This window comes from Erythrobacter fulvus (assembly GCF_028595285.1).
In the GTDB taxonomy this organism is placed as follows: Bacteria; Pseudomonadota; Alphaproteobacteria; order Sphingomonadales; family Sphingomonadaceae; genus Erythrobacter; species Erythrobacter fulvus.
In genome coordinates this window covers 84,315-109,417 of sequence record NZ_JAQQXQ010000003.1, presented here as the reverse complement: position 1 = coordinate 109,417, position 25,103 = coordinate 84,315, and the positions used below count along the sequence as shown (strand labels likewise).

The window sequence follows — 25,103 nt, the reverse complement described above, 5'->3', positions numbered from 1 at the left end:
TGCGTCCCTGCGCCCTGTCAGCGCGCGAGACGGGCCGCGCCGTCGCCCACCACGGCAAAGGCCGACCAGTAGAAAGGGTGCGAGGTATCGGCATCGTCCATCAGCGCCAGCTGGGATTCGCGCAGCGCCGCAGCGGTCTCCCGCCCGTCTTCTGCGAACAGTCCCGAAATCAGCCGCCCGGTAGCGTCGAAATCATCCGGCACCGGCCAGTGGCTGGCCAACACGGTGCGCCCGCCCGCGCCGACGAAGGCGCGCACCAGCCCGTCCAGCGCGAATTCGCCGCCGCTCGTCACCCCGGCCTCGCGGGTGGCACCGATGGTGGCGCTGCCTGCGGTGTCGCAAGCCGAAAGGATCACCAGATCGGCATCGATCCTCAGACCGAAGATCTCGGCAAAGGTCAGCAACCCGTCCGAATCTTCGTTCTTGTCGAAGCTGGTCAGCAGCGCCGGGCGCGGCGGACATTCGGGCTGGGGTGCGGTGACCAGTCCGTGCGTGGCAAAATGCAGGATGCGGTATTCGCCAAGATCGTCGAGTTGCCGGATTGCGCTGTCGGTGAATTCGTCGCGGGTCAGCACCCGCGCCCCGCCGCCAAAGCGTGAAGCTGCTTCGCGCAGTTCGTCGGCCTTGATCGGGTTGGCCCAGATATTGGGCGACCACTGGCACTTGTCGCCGCTTTCGATCACGGCGCGGGTGCGCGCGCTGCCGATCGTGCCGGATCCGATCGGCGCATTCTCGCCAAGGCCGAGATAGGCGCGCTTGCCGTCCGAAGGCCGCGCCGCACGCACGTCACGGAACGCCGATGCCGCCACCGAGGTGCTGATCTGCGTCGTCCGGCCTAGCCACGCGGTGCCGCGGAAGTCATATTCGTCGGGCGTGCGCCCTACCATCCGCGCCTTGTATGCGGCCACGCTGGCATCGTCGGTAACCAGAAGGTTGATCGGCAGTTTCAGCAGCGCGCCGTCGGGTTCGAAAACGATGTGGTGAAGCTGCGGCAGGCGCTCGGCCACGGGGGCAAACAACCGCACATATAGCTCGCGCGCACGTTCGATATCGAAGGGGTAGGTCAGCACCTGGCCGCCTTCAACCACGGCAATGCTCTCGCGGATTTGGCCCACCAGCCTGTCCAGCTCCGCCGGGCTCGCATCGGCGCGCCACACCTGCGCATCGCTGCCGGTGGCATAAAGCACATAGGTTCCGTCATCGAGCGTGACGAGTTTCACATAGGCCTCGCCCTCGCGCAGCATCGCCTGCAGGTCGGCCAGCGCGATGCCGTCCGCCGCGACAGCCCGGTAGCGCGGGTAGGTTGCCAGCTTCTGCAACACTTCGGCCTGTTGTTCCTGCAATTGCACCAACCGCTGCTCGCGCTCGGCAATCGCGGCAGCGCGATCCTGCCCCATCTGCTCGGCCGTCCGCAGCTCGATCAACGACAGCCGCGTCTGTTCGATCGCACGACCGAGATTGGTGCTGGTGCGGAACAGCTGCGCCGCCTCGTCGCTGCCGCCCGAAAGTTCGCGTGCCAGCACGGCCTGGGTCTGCGCGAGACCGGGGCGCTGGAGCAACTGGCTGGCTGCGAACAGATCGGTGGCGGCGCTTGCCTTGTCGGCGCCATCATCCAGCAGCAACGCGAAATAGGGTGCCAGCAAACCGCGCAGCGAGGGCAAGGGACGGCCCTTGGCATCGGCAACAATGTCGCGATAAAGCCCCAGTGCATCGTCGCGCCGTCCGGTGCGGGCATAGAACCCGGCAAGCTGCGCGCGGGCGCTATCATAGGCGGGTGACCCCGGATAGGTCACATCAAGCAGCGCGATCGCACGGCTGTGCAGCCCTTCGGCCTCGGCCATCCGCCCGCCGCGTTCGGCGACTTCGGCAAGCTCGCCCAGTACCTGCGCGCGCAGCCAGACGACCGAGATCACCCGTCCGTCGCGCACAGTGGAAAGCGTGTCTTCGGCGCGTTCGAGCAGAGCGGTTGCCTCTCCCGCGCGGCCAAGCAGGCGCAGAGCGGTGGCCTTGAGATAGGCGTGTTGCCCGTCGAGCAGCTGCGCCCGTTCGAGCGGCGTGAGGCTTAGGGAATAGGCCCCGGTCACGCGGCCGCTCTCGCTCGCCAGCTGTCCCGCCAGCGCGGGGCCGATCTGCAAGGCCCGCAGCGCGTCGCCTTCTGCGAAATCCGATACCAGCGGCGCGTCGAGCAGAGCCAGCGCAGCTTCGGGCCGACGCCGGTTGAGCGCATCCATCGCCTCGTAATTGCGCAGCAGGCGGGCGAGCACGGGGCTCGCCGCGCTGGCGCTGCGATTGGAGGCAAATATCCGTCGGCTTTCGGCGAAATTGCCGAGATTGGATTGCTGCAACGCCTCGTTGAGCTGCGCCTCGACCGCACCCGACCCGGCGAGTGCCGCCGATGACACCGCGAAAAATTCGGCCGCCTCGGCGAAATTGCCCGCGTTACTGCGACGATATGCCTCGATCAGCGCCTGATCGGCGGAAATCGCTTCGGCCTGCTGGCGGGCAAAGGCGATTTCGTCAGTCGCGCTGGTAAGCGGAATTTCGACCGTGCCAGGCACCACCCTGTCGCTTACAAGCGAGGCCAGCCCGAGTTCGAGCGCCTTGCCATAAGCGGTCAGCCCGCTGGCGGCGAAGGTGCGCGAACCGCGGCGTCCGATCAGCAGCTCGGTGCGGATGATGTTACCTTCGCGTGCACAGATCAGCCGCTCGGCATCGGGCAGGCCCGGCGCGGCCGGGGCCGCGTCGCTGGGCGTACAGGTGCTGCCGTCGCCGGCAAAGCGGGCAGTGGGTGCATCGGCGGGGGCGGCGCGCACCACCCACAAGGTGCCGACCGGCGCGGCAGCATCGCGACAGATAACCGAATAGCGCCGGTCGAACAGGCCTGCGCCGGGCTCGGGCGAAAGGATCTGCGCCTCGCACAGGCCGTTCGATCCGATCGGGAACGTATCGCGCAGGCTAAGGCTCGACTGTTCGGCGGCAGCAAGGCTTTGTGCCGCAGCCGGGGACGCCATTATTCCGACGATCCCGCAGGCCGCAGCCCCGACCTGACCGGCAATGCGGATGAGAACACGCAGAGTCATGTCACTCCTCCTTCTCGTCGTCGGCACCAGGCACGGTGTAGAGCGAGGCATCGCCGCCGCTAGTCACCGGATCGTCAAGCAGCGGATCTTCCGAGATCAGCGGTGCTTCGGGCTGTTCGGGGAAGTCCGTGCCGAATTGTTGGTTCTGCTCGCTCGTGGTCGGGTTGATCGGCGCGGTGATCGTCACCGGATCGACGATCACCGTCGGATTGTTGATCTGCGCCAGGAACTCCACTCTCTCCGGCGGCGGTGGCGGTGGCGGTGGCGGCGGCGGTGGCGGCGGCGGCGGCGGCGGCGGCGGCGGTGGCGGCGGCGGCGGTGGCGGTGGCGGCGGTGGTTGCGGGCATTCGCCGGTGTTGATGATGCAATCGTTGAAGGCGCTCGCATCGAGATAGCTGGTCAGGTTCTGTCCGGTCAGGTTGAAATTGACCTCCCTGAAGAATTCCTCCCCGGTGACGAAAGTCCCGTCGGCGCGTTGGCGGCGGCCATAGGCGAAGACATCAAGCGGCGTGCCCTGGTTCAACTGTCCGTCGGCGCCGATCGACAATCCGCCCCCGCCCACCAGAATGCCGCCCTGTTCGAAAGGAATGCCGGTATTGCGCACCAGCAATTGCGAACCGACGCCAATCGAAACCCCGCCCGCGCGCAGGTAGCCGAGCGGGTCGTCACTTCCTGCTGCGGCGACCGCCAGCAACGCATCGCGTCCAGCAAAGACGGGATCGACCTGCAACTGGGCAATGACACCGGCATCGGCGACCCAGATGCTGCCCGAATTGAACGACAGGGTGCCGCCCGGCAAGTTGGCGGCGTCGGAAATCAGGATGCCGCCCGGAGTGACAACCTCGATCCGTTCGGCGGCGCGGATGCTGATTGCATCGCCCGGCGCGGCGTCGCGCAGTTGCAGCGTGCCCTCGACGCGGATGATCCCGCTGATGTCGGCCCCGGCAAGGACCTGGATGCTTCCGAAGCCGCCCGGCGCCCCGCCACCGGTGCCGTCGAGCGTCAGGTTGCCGATCAGCAGGTCGGGCTGGTCGGGATCGCTGGTGGCGATTTCGGGCACGATCAGGCTGAATGCATCCGCCGAGATACGGCCGGCCTCGTCTGCGGTCAGCGAAAAGCCTCCGCCAGCGACTGTCCCGCCCAGCACGGCGGTAAGCTCGGTTTCGAGCGAGGTGACCGTCACCGATTGCGCGCCGATCCGCGCGCCCGAAAGAATATCGAGATCGCGCGCCGTCAGCGCGATGGTATCGCCGCCCATCCCTATAAAGGTGTCGTTATCCCCGATGATTTCGATGATCCCGTTGGCGGTCAGCGCAATCGCGGTGGTTGTAGCGGTATTGGCGGGGCTTCCGATGACCCCGCCCTGTCCGGCACGCACCCGGATATCGCCCAGCACATTGAGACCGAGCGTGCCCGATACCAGCATGCTGCCGCCGTCGCCCACCAGTGTCGAAGGCTGCGCCTGCACGTCGAGAACGTCGCCGATGGCCGAGCCGGTCAGATTGCCGAGACTGACGGTTCCGCCGCGCACTTCGGCGCCGACCCGCCCGGCGATATTGCCCGACGGATCGTCGCTGCCATTGGCGTCGGCGAACAGCACCAGATCATCGGCGGTGACCTGCGCCGCGCTGCCCGCAAAGGTCTGGAACACGGCCTGTCCCGCCCGGGCCGTGCCGCCGGCGGAGGTTTCGGCATTAGCGAGCAATGCGATCCCGGTCGCGTTGATCGTCGCGGCACCATCGATGATGAAATCGGCCGCGCCCGCCGCCGCCGCGCCGCCGGACTGGCCCGCAGTGCCGGCAATGGCGAAGCCCTGCGCCTCGATCGCGATCTCGTCTGCATCAAGCGAGCCGCCGTCGACCGAAAGCTGCGCTACCGATGCAAAGGCATCGCCGGTCTGGTCGCCGCCGCCGCCGCTGGCCTGCGAACGCACACGTAGGATGCCTGCCTGCGAATTGGCGGCCGTAATGGTGATCTGCGAATTCAGGAAGTTGGCGCCGACGCTTCCGGCCTGGGCATTGCCGCCCGTTCCGCCCGTTCCCTGCGCTCCGCCTGTGCCGCCCAGGGCATCGGCGGAAATGATTGTTTCGCCCAGCAGCGCGACGGCGGAACCGGTCGCGTTGAAAGCAGCGAGGCTGCCTGTGGCATTGCCACCGATCCCGCTTGCGCCGCTGGCATTGCCGCCAATCGTAAGCGGGCTGATCTGAAAATTGCCTCCGGTGACCGTACTGTTTTCCAGCACGAGACGGACCGCTTCGCCGACGGCGTCACCGCCAGCCACGACGCCATTGCCACCAATGGTCTGCCCGCCGAGGAAAAGACCGAAATTGCCTTGCGCATCGGGAGTGAAATTGATGGTGGCATTAGCGGCCTCGAAGGCGACCGTGCCCGCCGTGGCATCGCCCCCGGCATTGCCACTGCCGCCAAAGGCCTGATCGGCAACGAACATGCGCCCAACCGAATTGAGCGTGCCGTTGATGATCTCGATACGGTTGCTGCCGCCGGTGGCGTTGCCGCCATTGCCGGTGCCCGTGCCATTCCCGCCAAGTGAACCGCTCCCGCCTGCAAACAACTCAGCAGAAAGCGTTCCGCCATTGATGATGCGGATCAGGCGGGTGCCGCCGAAACCGTCGCCACCGATAATGTTGGCCTGGCCATTAAGCCCGTTACCACCTGCCCCGAAGACCGAGAAATTGGTCCGGCCCATGCTGATCGATCCGCCATCGATCTCGAAGATCCCCGAGCCACCCGTGCCGATGCCGCCAGCCCCGCCATCGACTGTGGATGCTCCGCCGAAGCCGCGGGCGAGCAGATTGATGAATCCGATGCTGCCGGGATCGTTGAGCGGATCAGCCGGCAAGGCGATGCTGCCGCCGAGATTGGCGCGCAGAGCGATGCTGCCCCCGGTCCCGGAACCACCGATAGCGCTTCCTCCATTGGTCCGTTCCCCGATCCCGATCGCTGCCACAATCGCGCCGCGATTGGTCTGTTGATCGACGAAGGCGGAGGTAAAATTTCGCTCGATAATCAACTGGCTGCCCGACCCGAAGCTGCGCATTTCTGCGGTGCCGCCAAACCCGTCACCCCCGGCTGAGGTGGGTGTGAAACCCTCGTTCTGGCCGCCCACACCGCTCGCGGTGACCTGAAGGGTGCCGAACCGCACCGTGCTGCCGGCCAGCGCCTGCGCATAGGCAAGCCCGCCGCGTCCGGTGCCGCCGGTCGCGCCATTGCCCGGCCCGCCGCCGAAGCCGTTGGCGACGATTGAGGCGTTAGCGGTGATCGTGCCGCTGCCCGGTGTGCCTGCATTAAAGCCGATGAACGCCGTGCCGCCCGTCCCGTCGCCGCCGTCGCCGCTTTCGCTGAAACCGCCAAAGCCGTTGGCATTGAGAAAGGCATCGCCGTTGACGGTAACATCAATGCCCTGAAGCTGGATGAAGGCCTCACCCCCGGTGCCGTTCCCGCCGACACCGATGAAACCCGATCCGCCAAAGCCCTCTGCATTGGCGAACAGTGCGCTGATCGTGATCGCGCCGCCCAGTTCGCCGGAAAGCCCCGCACGTCCGCCCGTACCGTCCGCGCCGTTGTCAGAAGTCCCGCCGAAGCCACCGGCCGAAAGGTCGACATCGCTGGCCGTCACTGCTCCGGCGCTGGCCGTCAGCAGGGCATCGCCGCCCGTCCCTGTTCCGCCCAGCCCGAAGCCGGCAAGGAATGTTTGTCCTGCGTTAAAACCGCCGCTCCCGGCAAACCCGTCGGCCGTTATCCGGAGACTACCCAGACCGGCGCTGCCAAGCCCGACCGAACCGTCACCGGCCAGCAGCGCAACCCCTGCCTGCGCCCAGCCGCCGATACCGTCGCCACCATCGCCGGCATCCTCCGGGCCTTCGCCGGTGAAATCGATATTGAATTCGCCGCCCGTGCCGCCCTGGCCAGTGGCCGAAACGGTCGCCAATGCGCCGACGGAGAGCGTGCCGTTGTCGCCTCCGGCGAGCAGATAAGCCCCGCCGATGAAGGCCGGATCGGCCTGATTGGCAATAGCCGCGCTGCCGCCCTGGCCATTGCCGCCGCGCCCGCCGCGGACGGTCCCGTCGGTCCTGCCGCCAAAGCCCCCGACGCCTTCGGCCAGCACGGTTGCACCGCCGCCGATCGTCATTGTCGCGGTTTCGTTCAGGGTTCCATCGGCGCGCAGCAGCGCGGTGCCGCCCAGCGCATTGCCGCCCGCGCCGCCAAATCCGACTTGGGCATCGCCGCCCTCGGCCGCAGCCACCGCCACACCGTCGCCCAGAATATTGATCGTGCCGGTAACGGCGATCGCTCCGGCGATACCCGCAGCGGCATTGCCGCCGACCGAACCATTGCCGCCAAATGCTTCTGCATTGGCGAACAGATCTCTCTCGACCGACAGCGAGCCGCCGCTCTGGGTAGTCGCCAACGCAACGCCCCCGAACGCATTGCCGCCGTTGCCGGCGCCATTATTGCCGGCCAGCGCATTGGCCGAAAGCGACAGCAGGCCGGAAAGGTTGGTCTGCCCGCCTTGCGACACCTCCATCACCGCCTCGCCCGCATCGGCCAGCGCCCCGTCGCCCGCAGCGAAGGAATCCGCGCCGGTAGCAGAAGCATTGATGAAGGTATCAGCCAGCAGGGTGAGCGTGCCGCCGCTGTTGGAAACCCGTGCCGTGCCACCGAAGGCATTGGCCGCAACATTCGCGCCGAGGGCCCTGCCGATCGCCTCTGCATTGACGGACAGCTCTTGGCTGACGGTCATGTCGCTCAGCCCGGTGAGCAACAATTCGGCGAGGCCGCCGCGCACTTCGCCATCGGTGAGAACGCCGCTGAAATCGCTGCCCAGCCCGCGCGCGCTGATGGTCGTCTGGCCGTTGATGGCGATGCCCGCATCATTACCAAGGAAGCGGGCCGACCCGCCCTGTGCCCTGCCTGCAATGCCGGTCTGGAAATCAAGCCCGGCATAGGCATCCGCGCTGACCCGGACGTTTCCGCCGATGGTCAGGACACTGCCGGCCCCGGCAGAAATCAACGCATCTCCCGCCACCCCATCGGCATCTGCCGGATCGGCCAGATCGCCGCTCACCAGACCATAGGCGTCGGCGGAGACGAGCAGATCGCCGGTCACGTCGAAGCCAAGACCTGCCCCGACCTGCAATTCCGCCGCTTGCCCGCCCACAAGCAGCAGGTTCCCGTTGACGCCGCCCGGCGCGTTGATCGCGCTCATCCGGGTCGTGTGGGTGCCGATCGCCAGCAGGCTGCTGGTCGCGATCACATCCTCGATGAAGATGTCGGCCTGCACCGAACTGGTCTGGAGATTGCCGTCAAAACGCGCGCTGATGCCGTCGGTGGAGGTGCCATTGTTAACCGTGCGCCCGAAGACATCGTAATTGGCCGACAGAATGATCTCGCCATTGACGATCCCCGCCTGCTGCGCCGGAGCAAAGCCGAGATTGCCGCGAAACAGCATGCTGATCGGGTCATTCTGGGCCGCCGCGACGCCGTAGATCACGTGGTTGTCGCCCGGACCATTGCTGGCCGGACCGGATACACTGCCATCAAGTTGCAGCACCGTGCCACTTGCCGCTGTCCCCGTCGGTATTTCGATATCGAACAGCCCGTTCGAAAAACGCAGGTTGACAACCTCGCCCGCGACATAGGCCTGGCTGCCGTTGATGATCGAGTTGCCCGACATCTGCACATCGGCGGCCACGACCGAAAAGAAGGCGTTTTCCGGCGATGCGATCACCAGCGCACCGGGATCGATCTGGATCCGCGCGGTCGAACCGGGCGAAGCGGCCAGTGCCAGCGTTCCGTTGTTCTCGACAAAGTTCTGGAAGCTGGTGAGATCCGGTTCGAGCGTGGTCAGCAGCAGGCTGCCCACATCGAAGGTCGCATTGCTGCCGATCAGAATCCCGGTGGGCGAATAGAACGCCACAAACCCGCCCGGAACCAGACTGCCCGTCTGGTCGAAAACGCGGGATAGCACGGTTCCGTCCATCACCACGACATTGCCGTTGGTGGAGGGCAATATGCGGTTGAGCACGGCAAAGTCGGGGACGCTGTCCCCCGCGAGGAACAAGGCGGTGGTATTCGTCGGCAGGAAGTCGAGCGCATCGCCGTTATTGTCTTCGGCGGGGGTCCAATCGATCACCGCCGTACGGCTGAACACGCTGACCGTTGTTTCGCCCGGCACCATATCATCGATGCTGGCCGAGCCCTGCACTACACTGCCCGAGGCATTGATTGCCTGAGCGTCGGCGCGCTGCGGCACTGCCAGCACTAGCGCAAGCGCCAAGGCGGAGCTGGCTGAACTGACGAGCAGACGCGAACGGTTCCTGATCGGACAGGTCATCTCAAAATCTCCACGGGAACAGTCTGGCGGTCAGCGAGACCATGAAGCGCACATCCCCGCGCCGGGCTGCCAGGTCGGGCCGTTCAAGCGGGACGGCCACCAGCATGTCGGTCTGCATCCCGCGGCCCCATGCCACGCGCAGACCGCCGCCGGCCGACCACAGCCGGTCGGGGTTGTTCGGGCGGCGGCTGGGATCCTCGTTCCAGGCCCAGGCCACGTCGGTGAACACATAAGGCTGGAGCGCGAAAGCATCCGGCCCGTCAGGCATCAGCGATCCATAGCGCAGTTCGAAACTGCCCATGATGCCGCTGTCGCCTAGCACCGCGCCCGGATCATAACCGCGCCCGACGGTAAAGCTTCCCCCGGCCAGTTCCTCGAACGCGGGGAGCGGATCACTGCTGATCTGTCCAACGGTCTCAAGCGAGAAGGTCAACAGCGGATCGGGGCGATATTCGATGCCCGCATCGATCCGCGCCAGCAGCGGGGTGGGATCGGCCTCGATCCTGCTGGGCGGCGCAACGCCGCCGAACAGGCAGGCGAGCAGATTGGGTCGGCAATCGGGGCTGGCAGAAAACACGTCGAGCCCGTGACGCGCCTCGATCCCGTAATGCATCCGCACCCTTGGTTCGAACGGGCTGTAACCGCCTATACGCTGGATCGAGGCGCGATCGGTCCACGCGCCGTCGAGCCGTGCATAAACCATCCGCACCTTGTCCTGCGTCAGCGCGATATTGTTCACATCGACATTCTGATCGACAATATCGAAGCCCACATCGGCGAACAGGCTGTGCGCGCGGGTGCGCACCAGCGGATAGCTGGCAAAGATGCTGGCAAAGACGGTTTCGGATTCGACATCGAAGCCGGCAAGCCCGAGCGAGGGATCGGTGGTGCTCCAGGTTAGCTGCCCGCCCAGCCGCAAACCCTCGCTGCCGACGCGGAAATCGTGCCCGATCTGCACCGTCTGCTGTTCCGCGAATTCAAGCGTCGAGAACACCGAAACAGAGGTCCGGTCGCCTAGTCCGGTGAGATCGTAGAGCTCGCCCCGCAGCACCCCGCCAAAGCGCCCGATCGCGTCGGAACCGAAATTCTGGATATTGACATCGATCATGCCGCGTTGGCGCAAGACCGCGATTTCGCCAACCAGATCCCCCGGCGCCCCGCCCGCCGCCGGTCGTAGCGACAGACGCACGTCGAGCCCCGGCAGATCGTCGGCCAGCAGCAGGTAACGTTCGGCGGTGTTGGTGTTGAACACCTCCTGCTGCGTCAGCTTTTCCAGATATCCCGCGACCAGCCGTTCCGAAGGCCCGGCATCCCCGCGCACCCGGACCGAGGCAAGCCGTCCGAAAACCACGTTGAAATCGGGTATGCCGTCGGCGAGGCTTTGTTCGGGAATTTCGACCGTGGCGAGATAGCCCTGGCGGCGCAGCACGGCATTGGCTTCGGCGCGGATGTCGCACAGCACCGAAACCGGCAACTCGCGCCCCTGATAATCGCGCCATGCCGCATCGAGCGAGAGACCAAGCACCTTTTCAAGCCCGTTGAACTGTGCCCCGCCGACAGTGAAGCGGATATCGGCGAATTCCGGCCGGTCGAGCGCACAAGGCGGACGTTCGAAATCGCCGTCGACCGTCAGCGTGGTGGTCGGTGCGTCGCGCCGCAATTCCGGCGGGGCAAGATCGCTTCGGGTGGGCGGCGCAATCCGCACCTGAGCCGATGCCGCCTGCGGAAAAAGCATAGCTGCTGCTGCAACAGCAAGGGCGGAAACCATCGCCCGTCCCGAACGGTCGGTACGAAAGGCTGGCGGATGCAATTCACCTTGCAGGTCTTGCTGAGCGATCGCCAAATTTTCCCCCTCGGAATGCTAGCCTTGCGGCACAGCAGCGCGCCCCGTCCGCGCCGCAATGCCCGGTCTGCGCACGGGCAAGGCGGGTCATCCCGACCTGCTCCCGCTTGCCGAGCGGACATCGTGCGCGACCCTACAGCGACACGCCACAAAAACAAGCGGACAAGCCCGTGAGGAGGCCGGCAATCGGCACTTTGTCGCATTTGCACAAATGACCGGCGCGGGGCGATTGCCCGCAGCCGCCACGAGGGGCCTCAACTGCCTGCGGCCAGCATCACCTTCGAGGACGCAGCCGACAACGCGCCTTGGGCGACTTCCAGCTTTCCGGGCCGGGCGGCGGCGGGATAGGCCTTGCCCAGCAACGCCAGCGCCTCGCCGATGCGGGCGTGGGCATCCGGGTTGGCGGACTTGATCGCCGCACCTTCGCGTTCAAACGTGCGCTCGGCCACCTTGTAGAAGCCGTAGCCGTCGAGATAGGGCTCGTAACGATCGTCTTTCCCCGCGATGCGGTACATCGCGCTGGCGCGTTCGATCTGGTCGGCGATGATGCCGGCGGCAATGGTGGCTTCATCTGCCGAGCCCGCGGGCGCCTTCTTCGCCGCAGCGCGCAGCGCGGCGATGATCGCGTCATAGCGCTTGCCCACCTCGGCTGCATCCTTGCCGTCGATTACCGCGACCGAGGCATCGGTCAGCAGCGGTTTGAAATCCTTGACCCCGAGCTTCGCAAATACCGGGTCCATTTCGACCAGCACTTCGGAGGCGGGATGAGCAAACATTTCGGCCGCGGCATCTTTCTTGCCCGCGACGAAAGCATCGCGCGCGGCAACGACGTGGGCCTCCGTCACGGCCAGCGCAATCCCGTAGGCAACCGGGTCGCTATCGGCGCGGCTTACCGCAACGCCGCCTTCGCCCTCGCCGCCGGCTGCTTCGCCGCCGCCACCTTCGCCGGCGCCAGAACCGCCCTCGCCTTCGCCGCCCGGTGTCGCCGCCGTGTCAGGCGCAACCGCAGCGCTTTCGCCTCCTTCACCGCCGGCCTCGCCGCCAGCTTCACCGCCGCACGCGGCCAGCATCCCGCCCGCAAGCGCGGTACCAAGGCCGAGCTGGGTCCAGAGCTTGAGCTTGCTGTTCATGGGGCGGTTCGTCCTTTGGGTTGAGTCGATGACTAGGGACCCGCGTCATGGCGGAATTGATAATCGTTCGCAAGTGACCTTTTGCACACCGGCGCGGCCGCCTTGCCAGCTGCGCCCTCCCCAACTATATATGTTACAACATCTCTTTTACTGAAAGGTCGCTTTCATCCATGACCGCCCTGCTTGCCCGTCTGGCCCATTCGGCCAATCACCCGTCCGTATTGGAAGCCATCGCGTCGGAGGACTGCAACCTTGCGATCTGGCAGCGCGCGCCCTTTGCCGACTTCGATCCCCTGATGACCGATATGGCGCGCGACCTGCGCTTCGAGAGCGGGCTTGCGGATTTGCCCGATGCTCTCCAGCAAGGCCTTGCCGAGAATGGCTTTGGCGGCGCGGCACTCCATCCGGTGCTGGCACGCGATGCCGCGCTGCTTGCCGGGCTGTTCTGCAAGGCGCTAGACCTTGCCCGGTTCGAATTGCGGCTGGAAGTGGTGCGCACCGATTCCTGCCGCAAATTCCACGCCGACTATGTCACCGCCCGGCTGATTACGACCTATGTCGGCCAAGGTACCGACTGGCTCGACGATTCTGATGCCGCACTGGTGGCGGCGGGCGAACAGCCCCGGCGCATCAACCGCCTGAACCCCTTCGACGTCGGCCTGTTCAAGGGGAAGCTGGCCACCGATCGCCCCGCGATCCACCGCTCCCCGCCGATTGCCGGAACCGGCGCGGCGCGCCTGCTGATGGTGCTCAACCCTGTGCAGAAGCCATTCGTCGATAGCGCGGATTCTCCCATTTCCAGATCGGCACTTGTATCCTAACAGGTGCGCCATGCCCTTGACCGGGCGTCAATTCGGTAGAGCGCCGCGCACGGGGGGACGCGGCCTGCCGCAATCACGAGGTTATGCTTCCCATGAAGAAATTCCTGCTTGCCGGGGCCAGTGTCCTGACCGTCTGCGTGCCTGTTGCCGCTCTTGCCGATGAAGGCATGTGGCTGCCGAGCCAGACCGGAGCGATTGCCGACGAAATGAAGGCCGCCGGCCTCGAACTCGATCCGACCACGCTGGGCGATCTCCAGCGCCCCCCGCTGACGGCGATCGCATCGCTGGGCGGCTGTTCGGCAGCGTTCCTCTCTCCGGAAGGCCTTGTCGCCACCAATCACCACTGCGTGGCCGGTTCGCTCCAGTACAATTCCTCGCCCGAGAACGACTACCTCACCAACGGCTTCCTCGCGAAGACGCTGGGTGACGAACTGCCCGCCTCGCCCGGCAGCCGCGTCTATGTGATCGAGGATCTGCGCGACGTGACCGCCGCGATGCTCAAAGGTGCGGACAAGCTCGAAGGTCGCGCGCGTTACGACCGCCTGCAGGCCAACCGCACCGCGCTGATCGAGGCGTGCGAGAAGCAGGCCAACCGTCGCTGCGACGTGCGCGCCTATTTCGGCGGGCAGCAATACTGGCTCCAGCAGCAGCTCGAGATCAAGGACGTGCGTCTCGTCTACGCTCCGGCTGCGGGCGTCGGCAATTTCGGCGGTGAGAAGGATAACTGGATGTGGCCGCGCCACACTGGCGATTTCTCGTTCTACCGTGCCTACGTCGCCCCGGACGGGTCTTCGGCCGACTACGCTGAGGAGAACGTGCCGTTCAAGCCCAAGGCCTGGCTCCCCATCGCCAAGCAGGGCGTGAAGGAAGGCGATTTCATCATGGTGGCGGGCTTCCCCGGAACCACCGAGCGCCTGCGCACCGCCGAGGAAGCGCGCTTTTATTACGAGGAGCTGTACCCCTATCAGCAGCGCATGCTGGCCGAATATGGCGACCTGATCGACGCGCTGACCGAAGGCAATGCGGCCACCAAGATCGCCTATGCCGCGACGCTTCAGGGCGTCGAAAACTACGAGAAGAAGATCGCTGGCCAGCTGGCCGGGGCCGATGCCATCTCGCTGATCGAGAAGAAGCAGGCCGAAGAAGAGGCGTTCCGGGCGTGGGTCGCTGCCGATCCGGCGCGCGAGGCGAAGTACGGAGCCGCGCTGGCCGAACTCGACCGGATGATCGCCGCGAACAACGCCGAAGCGCTGGCCGATGCGCGACGCGGCATGCTTGGCCGCAGCCAGCTGCTGGGCGCTGCCGTGCGCCTCTATCGCTGGGCCAATGAGCAGGCCAAGCCGGAAAAGGACCGCGAACCGGGCTATCAGGCGCGCGACAAGGCCTTCTTGGTCCAGTCGCTCCAGCGGATCGAGCGGCGCTATGTCGCCGAGATCGAGCAGGCGATCTGGGCCGACGCACTGGAGGAATACCGCCAGCTTGCCCCCGAAGACCGCAACCAGAGCTTCGATGCCTATATGGAAGGCCGCGACATCGCCTCGCTCTATGACGCGACACAGCTCGGCGACACGGCCACGCGGCTGGCATGGCTGGACAAGACCCCGGCCGACTTCAAGGCGTCGGACGATCCCTTCATCCAGCTGGCAGTGGCCATGTATGACGAGGGAATGGCCAACGAAGCCGAGGAAAAGGCCCGCTCGGGCGATCTCCAGAAGGCGCGTTCCAAGGTGATGGAAGCGCGCCTCGCCTATGCCGCATCGCTCGGCAAGACGATGTACCCGGATGCCAACGGCTCGCTGCGCTTCACCTATGGCAAGGTGACCGGCAAGGCGGTCGATGGGCAGATCTGGACGCCCTTCACCACCGCCGAAGGGATCGTCGCCAAGCACACTGGTCGCGGCGAATTCGATGCGCCCGACAAGATGATCGAACTGATCAAGGCGAAGGATTACGGCCAGTATGCCGCGCCCGAACTGGGCACGCTGCCGGTCGATTTCCTGTCCACCGTCGACATCACCAACGGCAATTCGGGCTCCTCGACCCTGAATGCGCGCGGCGAGTTTGTCGGGCTGGCGTTCGACGGCACGATCGAAGGGGTGGTCAGCGACTGGATGTATGATCCCAAGATCAACCGTACCATCCACGTCGACAGCCGCTTCATGCTGTGGACCATGGAAAAGGTCGACGGCGCGACCCGGCTGCTCGATGAAATGGGCGTCACGACCAAGTAAAATCTGAATAAGTATGCGGCGCGTGGGAATCCTGCGCGCCGCCTGCTACACCCTCCCCGCTGACACGAGCCGACAGGGAGAGGAACATGCGCGAACTGGTGGTGGTCGATATCGGCGGCACCCATGCCCGCTTCGCCATCGCGAGCATCGGTGCGGACGGGGCGATCAGCCTCGATGAACCGGAAACCCTGCACACCGCCGATCACGCCAGCTTCCAGACCGCGTGGGAAGCCTTCCGGACGCGCAAGGGCGGCACCCTTCCCGCGGCTGTCAGCATGGCGATTGCCGGCCCGGTCGGCAGTCCCGGCAATCCCAATCCGGTCATCCGCTTCACCAACAATCCGTGGATCATCCGCCCCGCGCTCATCAATGAAAAGCTGGGCGTCGAACGCTTCACGCTGGTCAATGATTTCGCCGCCGTCGCCCATGCTGTGGCGCGCGCGGACGACAGCCAGTTCCTGCATCTTGCCGGCCCAGAAAAGCCGCTGGGAAGCGAAGGCACGATCAGCGTGCTCGGCCCCGGCACGGGCCTTGGCGTTGCGCATCTGTGGCGTTCGGGCAGGCAATACCGCGTGCAGGCGACCGAGGGTGGGCATATCGACTTCGCTCCGCTCGATTCCATCGAGGACGCGATCCTTGCCCGCCTGCGCCGGCGTCATAACCGCGTTTCGGTGGAACGGGTGGTCGCCGGCCCCGGCATTGTCGACATCTATCAGGCACTCGCCGCGCTCGAACAGCGCACCGTGCCCGAACGCGACGCGATCGAGATCTGGAACCTCGGCACCAGCGGGCAAGACAGCCTAGCCGCCGCCGCGGTAGACCGCTTCTGCCTGTCGCTGGGATCGGTCGCGGGCGATGTCGCGCTGGCGCAGGGCGGCTTTGCCGGCGTGGTGATCGCCGGCGGGCTAGGCTACCGCATCCGCGACACGCTGCTGGCATCGGGCTTTGCCGAAAGGTTCCGCGCCAAGGGCCGGTTCGAAAACCTAATGGCGGGCATCCCGGTCAAGCTGATCGTTCATCCGCAACCCGGCCTGTTCGGTGCAGCGGCAGCCTTCGTGGCGGAACATGGCGAGGCGGCATGAGAACCATTGCCGATCTCGAAGCGCGCCTCGGCGAACTGCACCAGCGCACTCGGGAAACCCCGCTGTTCAATCCGGTATTCCAGCTCTCGCTGGACCTGTCGCGCGCGCTTGAAGGCGGCCAGATCAGTCTCGACGACGTGGCCGGTCTTGTCGCAGGACTTGAATGTGAAGGGCTGAAGGCGCGCGCGGGCAAGCTGCGCAATTTGCTCGCGCCGCCTGCGGGTGCGGCGCCGCTGGCCGATGCGGACGAGGAATTCGAAACCTTCCGCGCGCGCTGGGAACGGCCCCAGCTCCACGCCGTGTTCACCGCCCACCCGACTTTCCTGCTCGCACCCGCACAGGCGGCGGCGGTGGCAGCGGCGGCCTCTGCCGATGAAGCCATCGACGAGACGGTGTGCGCGGCACCTGCCGCGCGCCCTGCCGTCACGCTCGCCTTCGAACATGGTGAGGCGATGGCAGCCATGGCCCGGGCGCAGGACGCCCGCGACGTAATCGTGGCGCGGCTGCTGGACGACGCACGCACCCGCTGGCCCGATAACTGGCAATCCCTGCGCCCGCTGCCGTTCCGCTTCGCCAGCTGGGTCGGCTATGACATGGACGGACGCACCGACATCGGCTGGCACACCTCGATCGGCTTCCGTCTTTCGGAAAAGGCCGAGCGGCTGGCCCGCTACACCGCGCAACTCGAAGCAATCGACCCCGCGCATGCCTTGCTAGCGACGTTGCGTCCCGCCACCGCTTTCGCGCAGGCCCGCGCAAAGGACTTCGCAGCAGACCTGTCAGGCGCCGACGCCCTGTCGACCGCCGCCAACCGGCTGACCGCCCATAGCGCTGACAATCTGCTGTCATTGACGCCGCTGATCGCGGTATTGGAAGCCGAAGCCGCCGGGGCCGACGCCCCGCGCGCCGTCGCGCTGCTGACCCTCGCTGCCGCCATGCGCGCCGACGGTCTTGGCATGGGCTGGATCCATTTCCGCGTTAACGCCAAGCAGCTCCATAACGCGATCCGCCGCCGCCTGCCCGAGGGCGAGGTGATCGACCTTGCCAGCAAGGGCGCGCTCGCCACCTTGCGGCGGATGATCGAGGAAGCGCGCCCGCTGCGCACCAATTTCGCCGCGCTCGCCACAGAAAGCTCGACCGCGATCCGTCAGTTCATCGCGATGGCGCAGATACTCAAGCACATCGATGCCGACGCGCCGATCCGGATGCTGGTGGCCGAATGCGAACAGCCCGCCACGGTGCTGGCGGCACTGTATTTCGCCAAGCTGTTCGGGGTGGCGGACAAGGTCGATGTCTCGCCGCTGTTCGAAACCGAGACCGCGCTGGAGCATGGCGGGCGTTTCCTTGACGCGCTGCTCGCCGAACCGGCCTATCGCGACTATGCCCGCATCCGCGGACGGGTGGCGGTGCAGACGGGCTTTTCGGACGCCGGGCGATTTGTCGGGCAGATCCCAGCAAGCCTTGCGATCGAGCGCCTGCAAGGCCGCCTTGCCGAAGCCATGGCCGCAAACGGCCTCGGTGATGTCGCGGCGCTGGTGTTCAACACCCACGGCGAAAGCATGGGCCGCGGCGCACATCCGGCAAGCTTTGCGGACCGGCTCGAATGGCCGCTATCCCCCTGGGCCCGGAGGCGCTTCGCGCGGGCGGGCATCCGGCTGGAGCCCGAGGTAAGCTTCCAGGGCGGCGACGGCTATCTGTTCTTCGCCACACCCGAACTGGCGCTGGCGACCCTCACCCGCATTGCCGAACTGCGCCCGGCCGAAACCGATCTCGCCGCGCCCGCCGATCCGTTCTATCATCGCACCGACATCAGCCTGGATTTCTATCGCGCGATCAAGGAATATCAGGGCGATTTCCTCGCCAGCCGCACCTATTCGCGCGCAGTAACAGCTTTCGGGCTGGGCCTTCTCAACACCACCGGCAGCCGCGTTTCGCGCCGCCAGAGCGACATCAACGCCGATCGCGAGATGAGCCTGCGGCAGATCCGCGCGATCCCGCACAACGCAATCCTCCAGCAACTGGGCTATCCGGTCAATGTCATCGCTGGTATCGGCAGCGCTGCGGAAGGAAACCGGGAAGAAATTGCCGCATTGCTATCGGATTCTCCGCGCGGGCGGCAGATCCTGCGGCTGGCGCGCGCTTCCAACGCGCTGGCCAGCATCAAGACAGTCGCGGCCTTCGGCGAACTGTTCAACTCGGCATACTGGGCCAGCCGCACCTATCGCGGGACCGAAGATCATCTCGCGGGAAGTTGCGCGGCGCTGGCAGAATATCTTGTCGGGGATGATCGCACCGGCGTGTTCCGCCGCCTGGCCTCGCGGCTGAGGATCGATGCGCTCAAGTTTCACAAGCTTACCGACCTATTGCCCGACGATGCCCGCGACGAACGCCGCGAACATGTGCGTCGCCGGATCGGGGTGTTGCAGGCGCTGCGGCTGACGTTGCTGCAGCACATGTTCCTCAAGGTGGTGGCCGTCCCCGCGTTCAGCCGCGCCAATGACATCAGCCGTGGCGACGTGATCGAGATGGTGATGACGCTGCGGGTGGACGAGGCGCTGGCCCAGCTGCGGCGCGCCTTCCCGGTGCGCATTCCCGGCCCGCGCGACTTCCCCCTCGACGAACCGAGCGACTACCCCGACGGCGGCGAGGAAGGCTATGGCGCGATCGAGCGCGACTTCATGACGCCGATCGCACGGGCGCATGATCTGTCGCTGCGGATTTCAACTGCGATTGCCAACGAATTCGGCGCGCATGGGTAATCCTGCCCCTTAGGGCAGGATTACTTCGCCGTGCTCCCGCGCACGATCAGCGACACCGGCACACGCTGACGCGCCTTTGTGCCCTCGCCGTCCAGCACCGCCTCGACCAGTGCTGCACCGGCCTCGGCCGGGTCGGGCGCAATGGTGGTGAGCGGGGGGCGGCTGAAACGGCCTGCCACCAGATCATCGAAGCCCATCACCCCGACCTCGCCCGGCACCGCGATATCGGCTGCGGCGAAGGCTTCGATCGCACCCAGCGCCATCGCATCGCAGGCGGCAAAGACGGCATCGACATCCTCGCCCCGCTCGATCAGACGGCGCGCGGCGCGGCGGCCTTCCTCCTCGCGGGTTGCGGCCTTGACGGTCGGGGCGAGACATGGCTCCAGCCCTTTTTCGCGCATGGCCTCGGCATAGCCTTCATAACGCTCGGCGAATTGCACCTGCGGCGTATTCAGCGCACCGAGGAAGCACGGACGCCGGTATCCGGCGGCCAGCAAATGTTCGACCGCCAGGCGTCCGGCTGCGCGATTGTCGGATCGCACCCATTCGATATCTTCATAAGGCGAACCCCAATATGCAACGCGTCGCCCATCGCTTTCGAGGCCGCGAAAATACTCCCATGCCTGCCCGTTGGTGGTGGTGCCGATGACGATCAGACCATCGGCGCGGCCCTGTTCTTGATAATGGCCAAAAAAATCATCGGCCTGTGCCTGAAACGACACCAGTGTTTCGAACCCGCGTTCCGATGCAGCGACGCACACGCTCCCCAACAGGGCATAGGCAAAGGGATTGATGCTCGACGCGCTGTCACCCTGGCGGCAGATCACCACCACCGCCAGCGTTCCGGTGGAGCCGCGCCGCAGCCGTGCGGCGCGTTCATCGACGAAATAGCCGAGCTCGGTCGCTGCCTCGATCACCTTGCGGCGGGTGGCCTCTGCAATCGCGGGACTGCCCGACAGCGCACGGCTGACGGTAGGCTGGCTGACGCCGGCCCGCTCCGCCACATCGAACGATGTCGGTCGTCTGCGTGATCCCCCGCTCATGGCCTGTCCTCTACGGCCTGTTGATATCCGCGCGCAAGCGGCTGTGTGCATTCCTATTCGCACTGGAATATTGCCAAGCCATCACGCATTGGGGCATGAGCGGCGTCTTGAGAACGTTCGCAATGGGGAGAGAGAACATGGCGATTGCACCCGGGCTGGCGACCAGCACCGATCCCAATCCGGTCGAGGAGCACGGCCCGCAGGTCGATGCGCCGGGTCTGAACTATTTCGTTTTCGCACTGTTCTTCATCTTCGGCGGGATCACCTCGCTCAACGACGTCATCATTCCCAAGCTGAAAGAGCTGTTCACGCTCAGCTTCTTCGAGGCGAGCCTGGTACAATTCTGGTTCTTCATCGCCTACGCCGTGGTCGGGATTCCGGGCGCGCGGCTGGTGAAGAAGCTGGGTTACATGCGCGGCGCGGTGGCCGGCCTGCTGGCGATGATGGCGGGCTGTCTGCTGTTCATTCCGGCGAGCCAGACCGCGGCTTTCCCGATGTTCCTGCTGGCCTATTTCATTCTAGCCACCGGCGTGGTGCTGGTGCAGATCGTCGCCAACCCGCTGATCAGCCTGCTCGGGCCGGAACGCACCACCCACAGCCGCCTGACCTTTGCGCAGGCGTTCAATTCGCTGGGAACGACGATCTTCCCCTATTTCGGTGCAATCCTGATTCTCGGTGGAATTGCCGGGGTCACCGCTGCCGAGCTTTCGGGCGCAGAACTGGCTGCCTATCGCACCGCCGAAAGTCAGGCGATCGTCAACGGCTATCTCGGCCTTGCTGCCGCACTCGCCATCGTGGCGGGAGTGGTGTGGTTGTTCCGCAACCGGCTAAAGGGCGAAAAGCATGAACAGACCAGCCTTGCCGATGGCCTTGCGCTGCTGAAGCGCCCGCGCTTCGGCTACGGTGCAGCCTGCATCTTCCTTTATGTCGGGGCAGAAGTCGCGATCGGCAGCTTTATCGTCAATTACCTGATGCAGACCGAAGTCCTGGGCCTTGCCGAACAGGACGCAGGCAAGCTGATCTCGATATACTGGGGCGGCGCGCTGGTGGGCCGCTTTATCGGTTCGGCGGTGCTTCGCATGGTCAGCCCCGGCCTGACGCTGGCAACGGTGGCGACGGGCGCAATCACGCTTATCGCCATTTCGGCCAATACCAGCGGCGTCGTTGCCGGCTACACCCTGCTCGCGGTCGGGTTGATGAACGCGATCATGTTCCCAACCATCTTCAGCCTCGCCTGCGAAAAGCTGGGGCCGCGTGCGGCAGATGGATCGGGGATCATCAACGTCGCGATCTGCGGCGGCGCGATCATCCCGCCGATGTACGGCGCGCTCGCCGATGCCACTAGCCTTGCTTTTGCGCTGGTGCTTCCCGCAGCATGCTATGCCATTATCGCCGGGTTCGGGGTGTTCGCACGCCGCCCTGCCTGAGTGCGGGCCCCTGAATAAGTATGCGCGAGGCTGGCAGGCGAAGGCTTGCCGGCCTAGTTAGGGCACGCACCAAAAGGGGCCGTTTTGCATGAGCTTCACCGCTGACCGTCTGCTGCTGTTCGGAGCCACCGGCGACCTTGCCCAGCGCATGCTGTTGCCCAGCCTGTTCGCGCTCGACGCCGACGGGCTGCTCGCGCCCGATCTGAAGATCATCGGCACCGCGCGCAGCGAGATGACCGACGGCGAGTATCGCAACTTCGCCCGCGCCGCGCTGGAGAAATATCTCCCGGCCGATCGCCGCGGGCGGATGGCGGAATTCCTCAACCGCCTCAGCTACCAGACGCTCGATGCGACCACGCTTGAAGGCTATGACGATCTGGCGAAGAAGGTCGGCACTCCGGCGCGCGGCCTCGCAATCTTCCTGTCGACCGCGCCGAGCCTGTTCGGCCCCACCATCAGGGGCCTGCAATCGGCGGGTCTGACGGGCGAGAACGTGCGCATGTGCCTTGAAAAGCCGCTCGGCACAGATCTCGCCTCCAGCCGCGAGATCAACGATGCGGTGGCGGGTGCCTTCCCGGAAAACCGGATTTTCCGGATCGATCACTATCTCGGCAAAGAGACGGTGCAGAACCTGCTGGCCCTGCGCTTTGCCAACCTGATGTTCGAACCGCTGTGGAACGCCGCCCATATCGATCACGTGCAGATCACCGTGGCGGAAACTGTCGGCCTCGAAGGGCGCGTTGCTTTCTACGACGATGCCGGCGCGATCCGCGACATGGTGCAGAACCACATGCTCCAACTGCTCGCACTGGTGGCGATGGAGCCCCCGGCCCATTTCGATGCCACCGCAGTGCGCGATGAAAAGGTCAAAGTGCTGCGCGCGCTGCGTCCCGTCATTGCCGGGGAAACCGTCACCGGCCAATACCGCGCAGGCGCAATCGGCGGGCAAGCTGTTCCGGGCTATGACGAGGAATTGGGCAAGCCGTCCGACACCGAAACCTTTGTCGCGATCAAGGCCCATGTCGACAACTGGCGCTGGAAGGGCGTGCCCTTCTACCTGCGCACCGGCAAGCGCCTGCCCAAGCGCGTCACCGAGATCGTCATCCAGTTCGCCTGCGTGCCACATTCGATTTTCGCAGGGCGCGGGGCGACGATGCAGCCAAACCGGCTGGTAATCGGCATCCAGCCCGAAGAGAACATCACTCTTTCGCTGATGGCCAAGGTGCCCGGATTGGACCGCGAAGGCATCCGCTTGCGGCAGGTGCCGCTTAACATCGCCATGCCCGATGCCTTCAGCGGCGCAGTGCGGCGCATCGCCTATGAACGCCTGCTGCTCGATCTGGTCGAAGGCGACCAGACGCTGTTTGTGCGCCGTGACGAAGTCGAGGCGCAGTGGGAATGGATCGACGCGATCCGTAGCCTGTGGGCAACCGAGGGCCTGACCCCCAAAACCTACACCGCCGGAAGCTGGGGCCCGAGCGCTGCCATCGCACTGGCGGAACGCGACGGAGTAACGTGGCATGAGTAATCTCAACGACACGCTTCACAAGGTCACGCAGCGCGTGATCGAAAACTCTCGGGCGACCCGCAGTGCCTATCTCGATCTGATCGCCCGCGAAGGCGATGCGATGGGCGACCGTTCGGCGGTGTCCTGTTCAAACCTCGCCCACGCCTATGCCGGCGCGCTGGAGGATCAGGCGGCGATGGTCTCCGGACGGGGTGCGAATATCGGCATCGTCACCGCTTACAACGACATGCTTTCGGCCCATCAGCCCTATGGCCGTTACCCCGAAAGGCTGAAGATCTACGCCCGAGAAGTCGGCGCCACCGCGCAGGTCGCGGGCGGCACGCCTGCCATGTGCGACGGGGTGACGCAGGGCGAGACGGGGATGGAACTGTCGCTGTTCAGCCGCGACGTGATCGCGCTGTCGACTGCGGTCGCGCTGTCCCATGCGATGTATGACGGCGCACTGATGCTCGGCATCTGCGACAAGATCGTGCCGGGCCTGCTGATGGGGGCGCTGCGCTTCGGCCACCTGCCGACGATCTTCGTTCCCTCCGGCCCAATGCCGACGGGAATTCCCAACAAGGAAAAGCAGCGCGTCCGGCAGCTTTATGCCGAAGGCAAAGCCACACGCGCCGAACTGCTGGCGAGCGAAATGGCGAGCTATCACTCGCCCGGCACCTGCACTTTCTTCGGCACCGCCAATTCCAACCAGATGATGATGGAAATGATGGGCCTGCACATTCCGGGTAGCGCCTTCATCCAGCCTGGTACCCAGCTGCGCCAGGCATTGGACCGCGAGGCCGTGCACCGGGTCGCCGCGATGGGGAAGAAGGGCGATGACTACCGCCCGCTTGGACACTGTGTCGACGAGAAGGCCATCATAAATGCAGCCGTGGGCCTGCTCGCCACCGGCGGTTCGACCAACCATGCGATCCACCTGCCCGCAATGGCGCGCGCGGCCGGGGTGATATTCGACTGGAACGACCTGTCCGAGCTTTCCGGCGCGGTGCCGCTGATCGCGCAGGTCTACCCCAACGGCTCGGGCGATGTGAACCAGTTCCACGCGGCAGGCGGCATGGGCTATGTGATCGGCGAATTGCTCGAAAGCGGTCTTGCCCACCCCGACATCCTGACTGTCGGGCGCGGCGATTTCAGCGATTATGCGCGTGAGCCCGGGCTCGACAGCGAGCAACTCGTGTGGCGCGAGGTCGGTCCGAGCATGGACGATACCATGCTGCGACCTGTCACCAACCCGTTCAAGCCGGACGGCGGCATGCGTCTGCTCACCGGCAATCTCGGCCGCGCCTGCTTCAAGACCTCGGCCGTCGACCGCGAACGCTGGACGATCGAGGCACCGTGCCGCGTGTTCGAGGATCAGCCGAGCGTCGCCGCCGCTTTCAAGGCGGGCGAGCTTGATCGCGATGTGGTGGTGGTGGTGCGCTTCCAGGGTCCGCGCGCCAACGGCATGCCCGAACTCCACAAGCTCACCCCGCCCCTCGGCGTGCTGCAGGATCGCGGCCACCGCGTCGCGCTGGTCACCGACGGTCGCATGTCGGGCGCGAGCGGCAAGGTGCCCGCAGCGATCCACTGCACCCCCGAAGCGCTGGGCGGCGGACCGCTGGCACGACTGCGCGACGGAGACGTGGTGAAAGTCTGCGCGGTGACGGGCGAGCTTTCGACCACCGCCGATCTGTCGGCACGCGAACCCGCCGCGGATCCGCGCGAGGAATGGGGCACCGGGCGCGAGCTGTTCGGCATGATGCGCCGTTTCGCCGACGGGGCCGAACAAGGCGCCAGCGCGATGCTTGCCACCGGAGGGATGTGA

At 65.7% G+C, this 25,103-nt stretch carries 12 protein-coding genes; 7 read left to right on the top strand and 5 right to left on the bottom strand.

The window, feature by feature from the left end:
• Positions 1-17 precede the first annotated feature (17 nt).
• The 4 genes from OIK40_RS05080 to OIK40_RS05065 form a co-directional block, all read right to left on the bottom strand.
• Complete coding sequence (locus OIK40_RS05080) at positions 18-3,080, bottom strand: CHAT domain-containing protein (RefSeq protein WP_273676754.1); 3,063 nt, start codon at positions 3,078-3,080, stop codon at positions 18-20.
• 1 nt (position 3,081) lies between these two features.
• A complete protein-coding gene (locus tag OIK40_RS05075; protein ID WP_273676752.1) occupies positions 3,082-9,435 on the bottom strand; it encodes a beta strand repeat-containing protein in 6,354 nt (2,117 codons plus the stop codon).
• A 1-nt stretch (position 9,436) separates the two neighbouring features.
• On the bottom strand, positions 9,437-11,170 hold the full coding sequence (locus OIK40_RS05070) for a ShlB/FhaC/HecB family hemolysin secretion/activation protein (RefSeq protein ID WP_273676750.1): 1,734 nt from the start codon (positions 11,168-11,170) through the stop codon (positions 9,437-9,439).
• Between the two features lie 362 nt (positions 11,171-11,532).
• A complete protein-coding gene (locus OIK40_RS05065) occupies positions 11,533-12,408 on the bottom strand; it encodes a hypothetical protein (protein ID WP_273676749.1) in 876 nt (291 codons plus the stop codon).
• 170 nt (positions 12,409-12,578) lie between these two features.
• On the opposite strand from OIK40_RS05065, the gene OIK40_RS05060 reads away from it, so the two are divergent.
• The 4 genes from OIK40_RS05060 (at position 12,579) to OIK40_RS05045 (ending at position 19,301) form a co-directional block, all read left to right on the top strand.
• The gene (locus tag OIK40_RS05060; protein ID WP_273676748.1) at positions 12,579-13,229 is read left to right on the top strand and encodes a DUF1826 domain-containing protein; all 651 of its coding nucleotides are present in this window, start codon (positions 12,579-12,581) and stop codon (positions 13,227-13,229) included.
• 92 nt (positions 13,230-13,321) lie between these two features.
• The gene (locus OIK40_RS05055) at positions 13,322-15,460 is read left to right on the top strand and encodes a S46 family peptidase (RefSeq protein ID WP_273676747.1); all 2,139 of its coding nucleotides are present in this window, start codon (positions 13,322-13,324) and stop codon (positions 15,458-15,460) included.
• An 86-nt stretch (positions 15,461-15,546) separates the two neighbouring features.
• Positions 15,547-16,542 carry a glucokinase gene (locus tag OIK40_RS05050; RefSeq protein ID WP_273676746.1) on the top strand — a complete coding sequence of 332 codons (996 nt, stop codon included), beginning with the start codon at positions 15,547-15,549 and terminating at the stop codon, positions 16,540-16,542.
• Entirely contained in the window at positions 16,539-19,301 is a 2,763-nt protein-coding gene (locus OIK40_RS05045) for a phosphoenolpyruvate carboxylase (protein ID WP_273676744.1), read from the top strand. Before OIK40_RS05050 ends, OIK40_RS05045 begins: the two co-directional genes overlap by 4 nt.
• 20 nt (positions 19,302-19,321) lie before the next feature.
• Here the strand turns inward: OIK40_RS05045 and OIK40_RS05040 are convergent, their stop codons facing one another.
• Positions 19,322-20,344 carry a LacI family DNA-binding transcriptional regulator gene (locus OIK40_RS05040; protein WP_273676743.1) on the bottom strand — a complete coding sequence of 341 codons (1,023 nt, stop codon included), beginning with the start codon at positions 20,342-20,344 and terminating at the stop codon, positions 19,322-19,324.
• 137 nt (positions 20,345-20,481) lie between these two features.
• Here OIK40_RS05040 and OIK40_RS05035 point away from each other — a divergent pair, with 137 nt between their 5' ends.
• The 3 genes from OIK40_RS05035 (at position 20,482) to edd (ending at position 25,103) form a co-directional block, all read left to right on the top strand.
• A complete protein-coding gene (locus tag OIK40_RS05035) occupies positions 20,482-21,771 on the top strand; it encodes a sugar MFS transporter (RefSeq protein WP_273676740.1) in 1,290 nt (429 codons plus the stop codon).
• Between the two features lie 88 nt (positions 21,772-21,859).
• Positions 21,860-23,299, top strand: coding sequence for a glucose-6-phosphate dehydrogenase (gene zwf / locus OIK40_RS05030; protein ID WP_273676739.1), 1,440 nt, complete (start codon positions 21,860-21,862; stop codon positions 23,297-23,299).
• A complete protein-coding gene (gene edd / locus OIK40_RS05025; RefSeq protein WP_273676737.1) occupies positions 23,292-25,103 on the top strand; it encodes a phosphogluconate dehydratase in 1,812 nt (603 codons plus the stop codon). The genes zwf and edd overlap by 8 nt, the downstream gene beginning before the upstream one ends.

What these genes read in the sequence shown, in the direction of transcription:
- OIK40_RS05080 (WP_273676754.1), bottom strand. Translation starts at nt 3,080, where the DNA reads ATGACTCTGCGTGTTCTCATCCGCATTGCCGGTCAGGTCGGGGCTGCG.
- OIK40_RS05075 (WP_273676752.1), bottom strand. Translation starts at nt 9,435, where the DNA reads ATGACCTGTCCGATCAGGAACCGTTCGCGTCTGCTCGTCAGTTCAGCC.
- OIK40_RS05070 (WP_273676750.1), bottom strand. Translation starts at nt 11,170, where the DNA reads ATGCTTTTTCCGCAGGCGGCATCGGCTCAGGTGCGGATTGCGCCGCCC.
- OIK40_RS05065 (WP_273676749.1), bottom strand. Translation starts at nt 12,408, where the DNA reads ATGAACAGCAAGCTCAAGCTCTGGACCCAGCTCGGCCTTGGTACCGCG.
- OIK40_RS05060 (WP_273676748.1), top strand. Translation starts at nt 12,579, where the DNA reads ATGACCGCCCTGCTTGCCCGTCTGGCCCATTCGGCCAATCACCCGTCC.
- OIK40_RS05055 (WP_273676747.1), top strand. Translation starts at nt 13,322, where the DNA reads ATGAAGAAATTCCTGCTTGCCGGGGCCAGTGTCCTGACCGTCTGCGTG.
- OIK40_RS05050 (WP_273676746.1), top strand. Translation starts at nt 15,547, where the DNA reads ATGCGCGAACTGGTGGTGGTCGATATCGGCGGCACCCATGCCCGCTTC.
- OIK40_RS05045 (WP_273676744.1), top strand. Translation starts at nt 16,539, where the DNA reads ATGAGAACCATTGCCGATCTCGAAGCGCGCCTCGGCGAACTGCACCAG.
- OIK40_RS05040 (WP_273676743.1), bottom strand. Translation starts at nt 20,344, where the DNA reads ATGAGCGGGGGATCACGCAGACGACCGACATCGTTCGATGTGGCGGAG.
- OIK40_RS05035 (WP_273676740.1), top strand. Translation starts at nt 20,482, where the DNA reads ATGGCGATTGCACCCGGGCTGGCGACCAGCACCGATCCCAATCCGGTC.
- zwf (WP_273676739.1), top strand. Translation starts at nt 21,860, where the DNA reads ATGAGCTTCACCGCTGACCGTCTGCTGCTGTTCGGAGCCACCGGCGAC.
- edd (WP_273676737.1), top strand. Translation starts at nt 23,292, where the DNA reads ATGAGTAATCTCAACGACACGCTTCACAAGGTCACGCAGCGCGTGATC.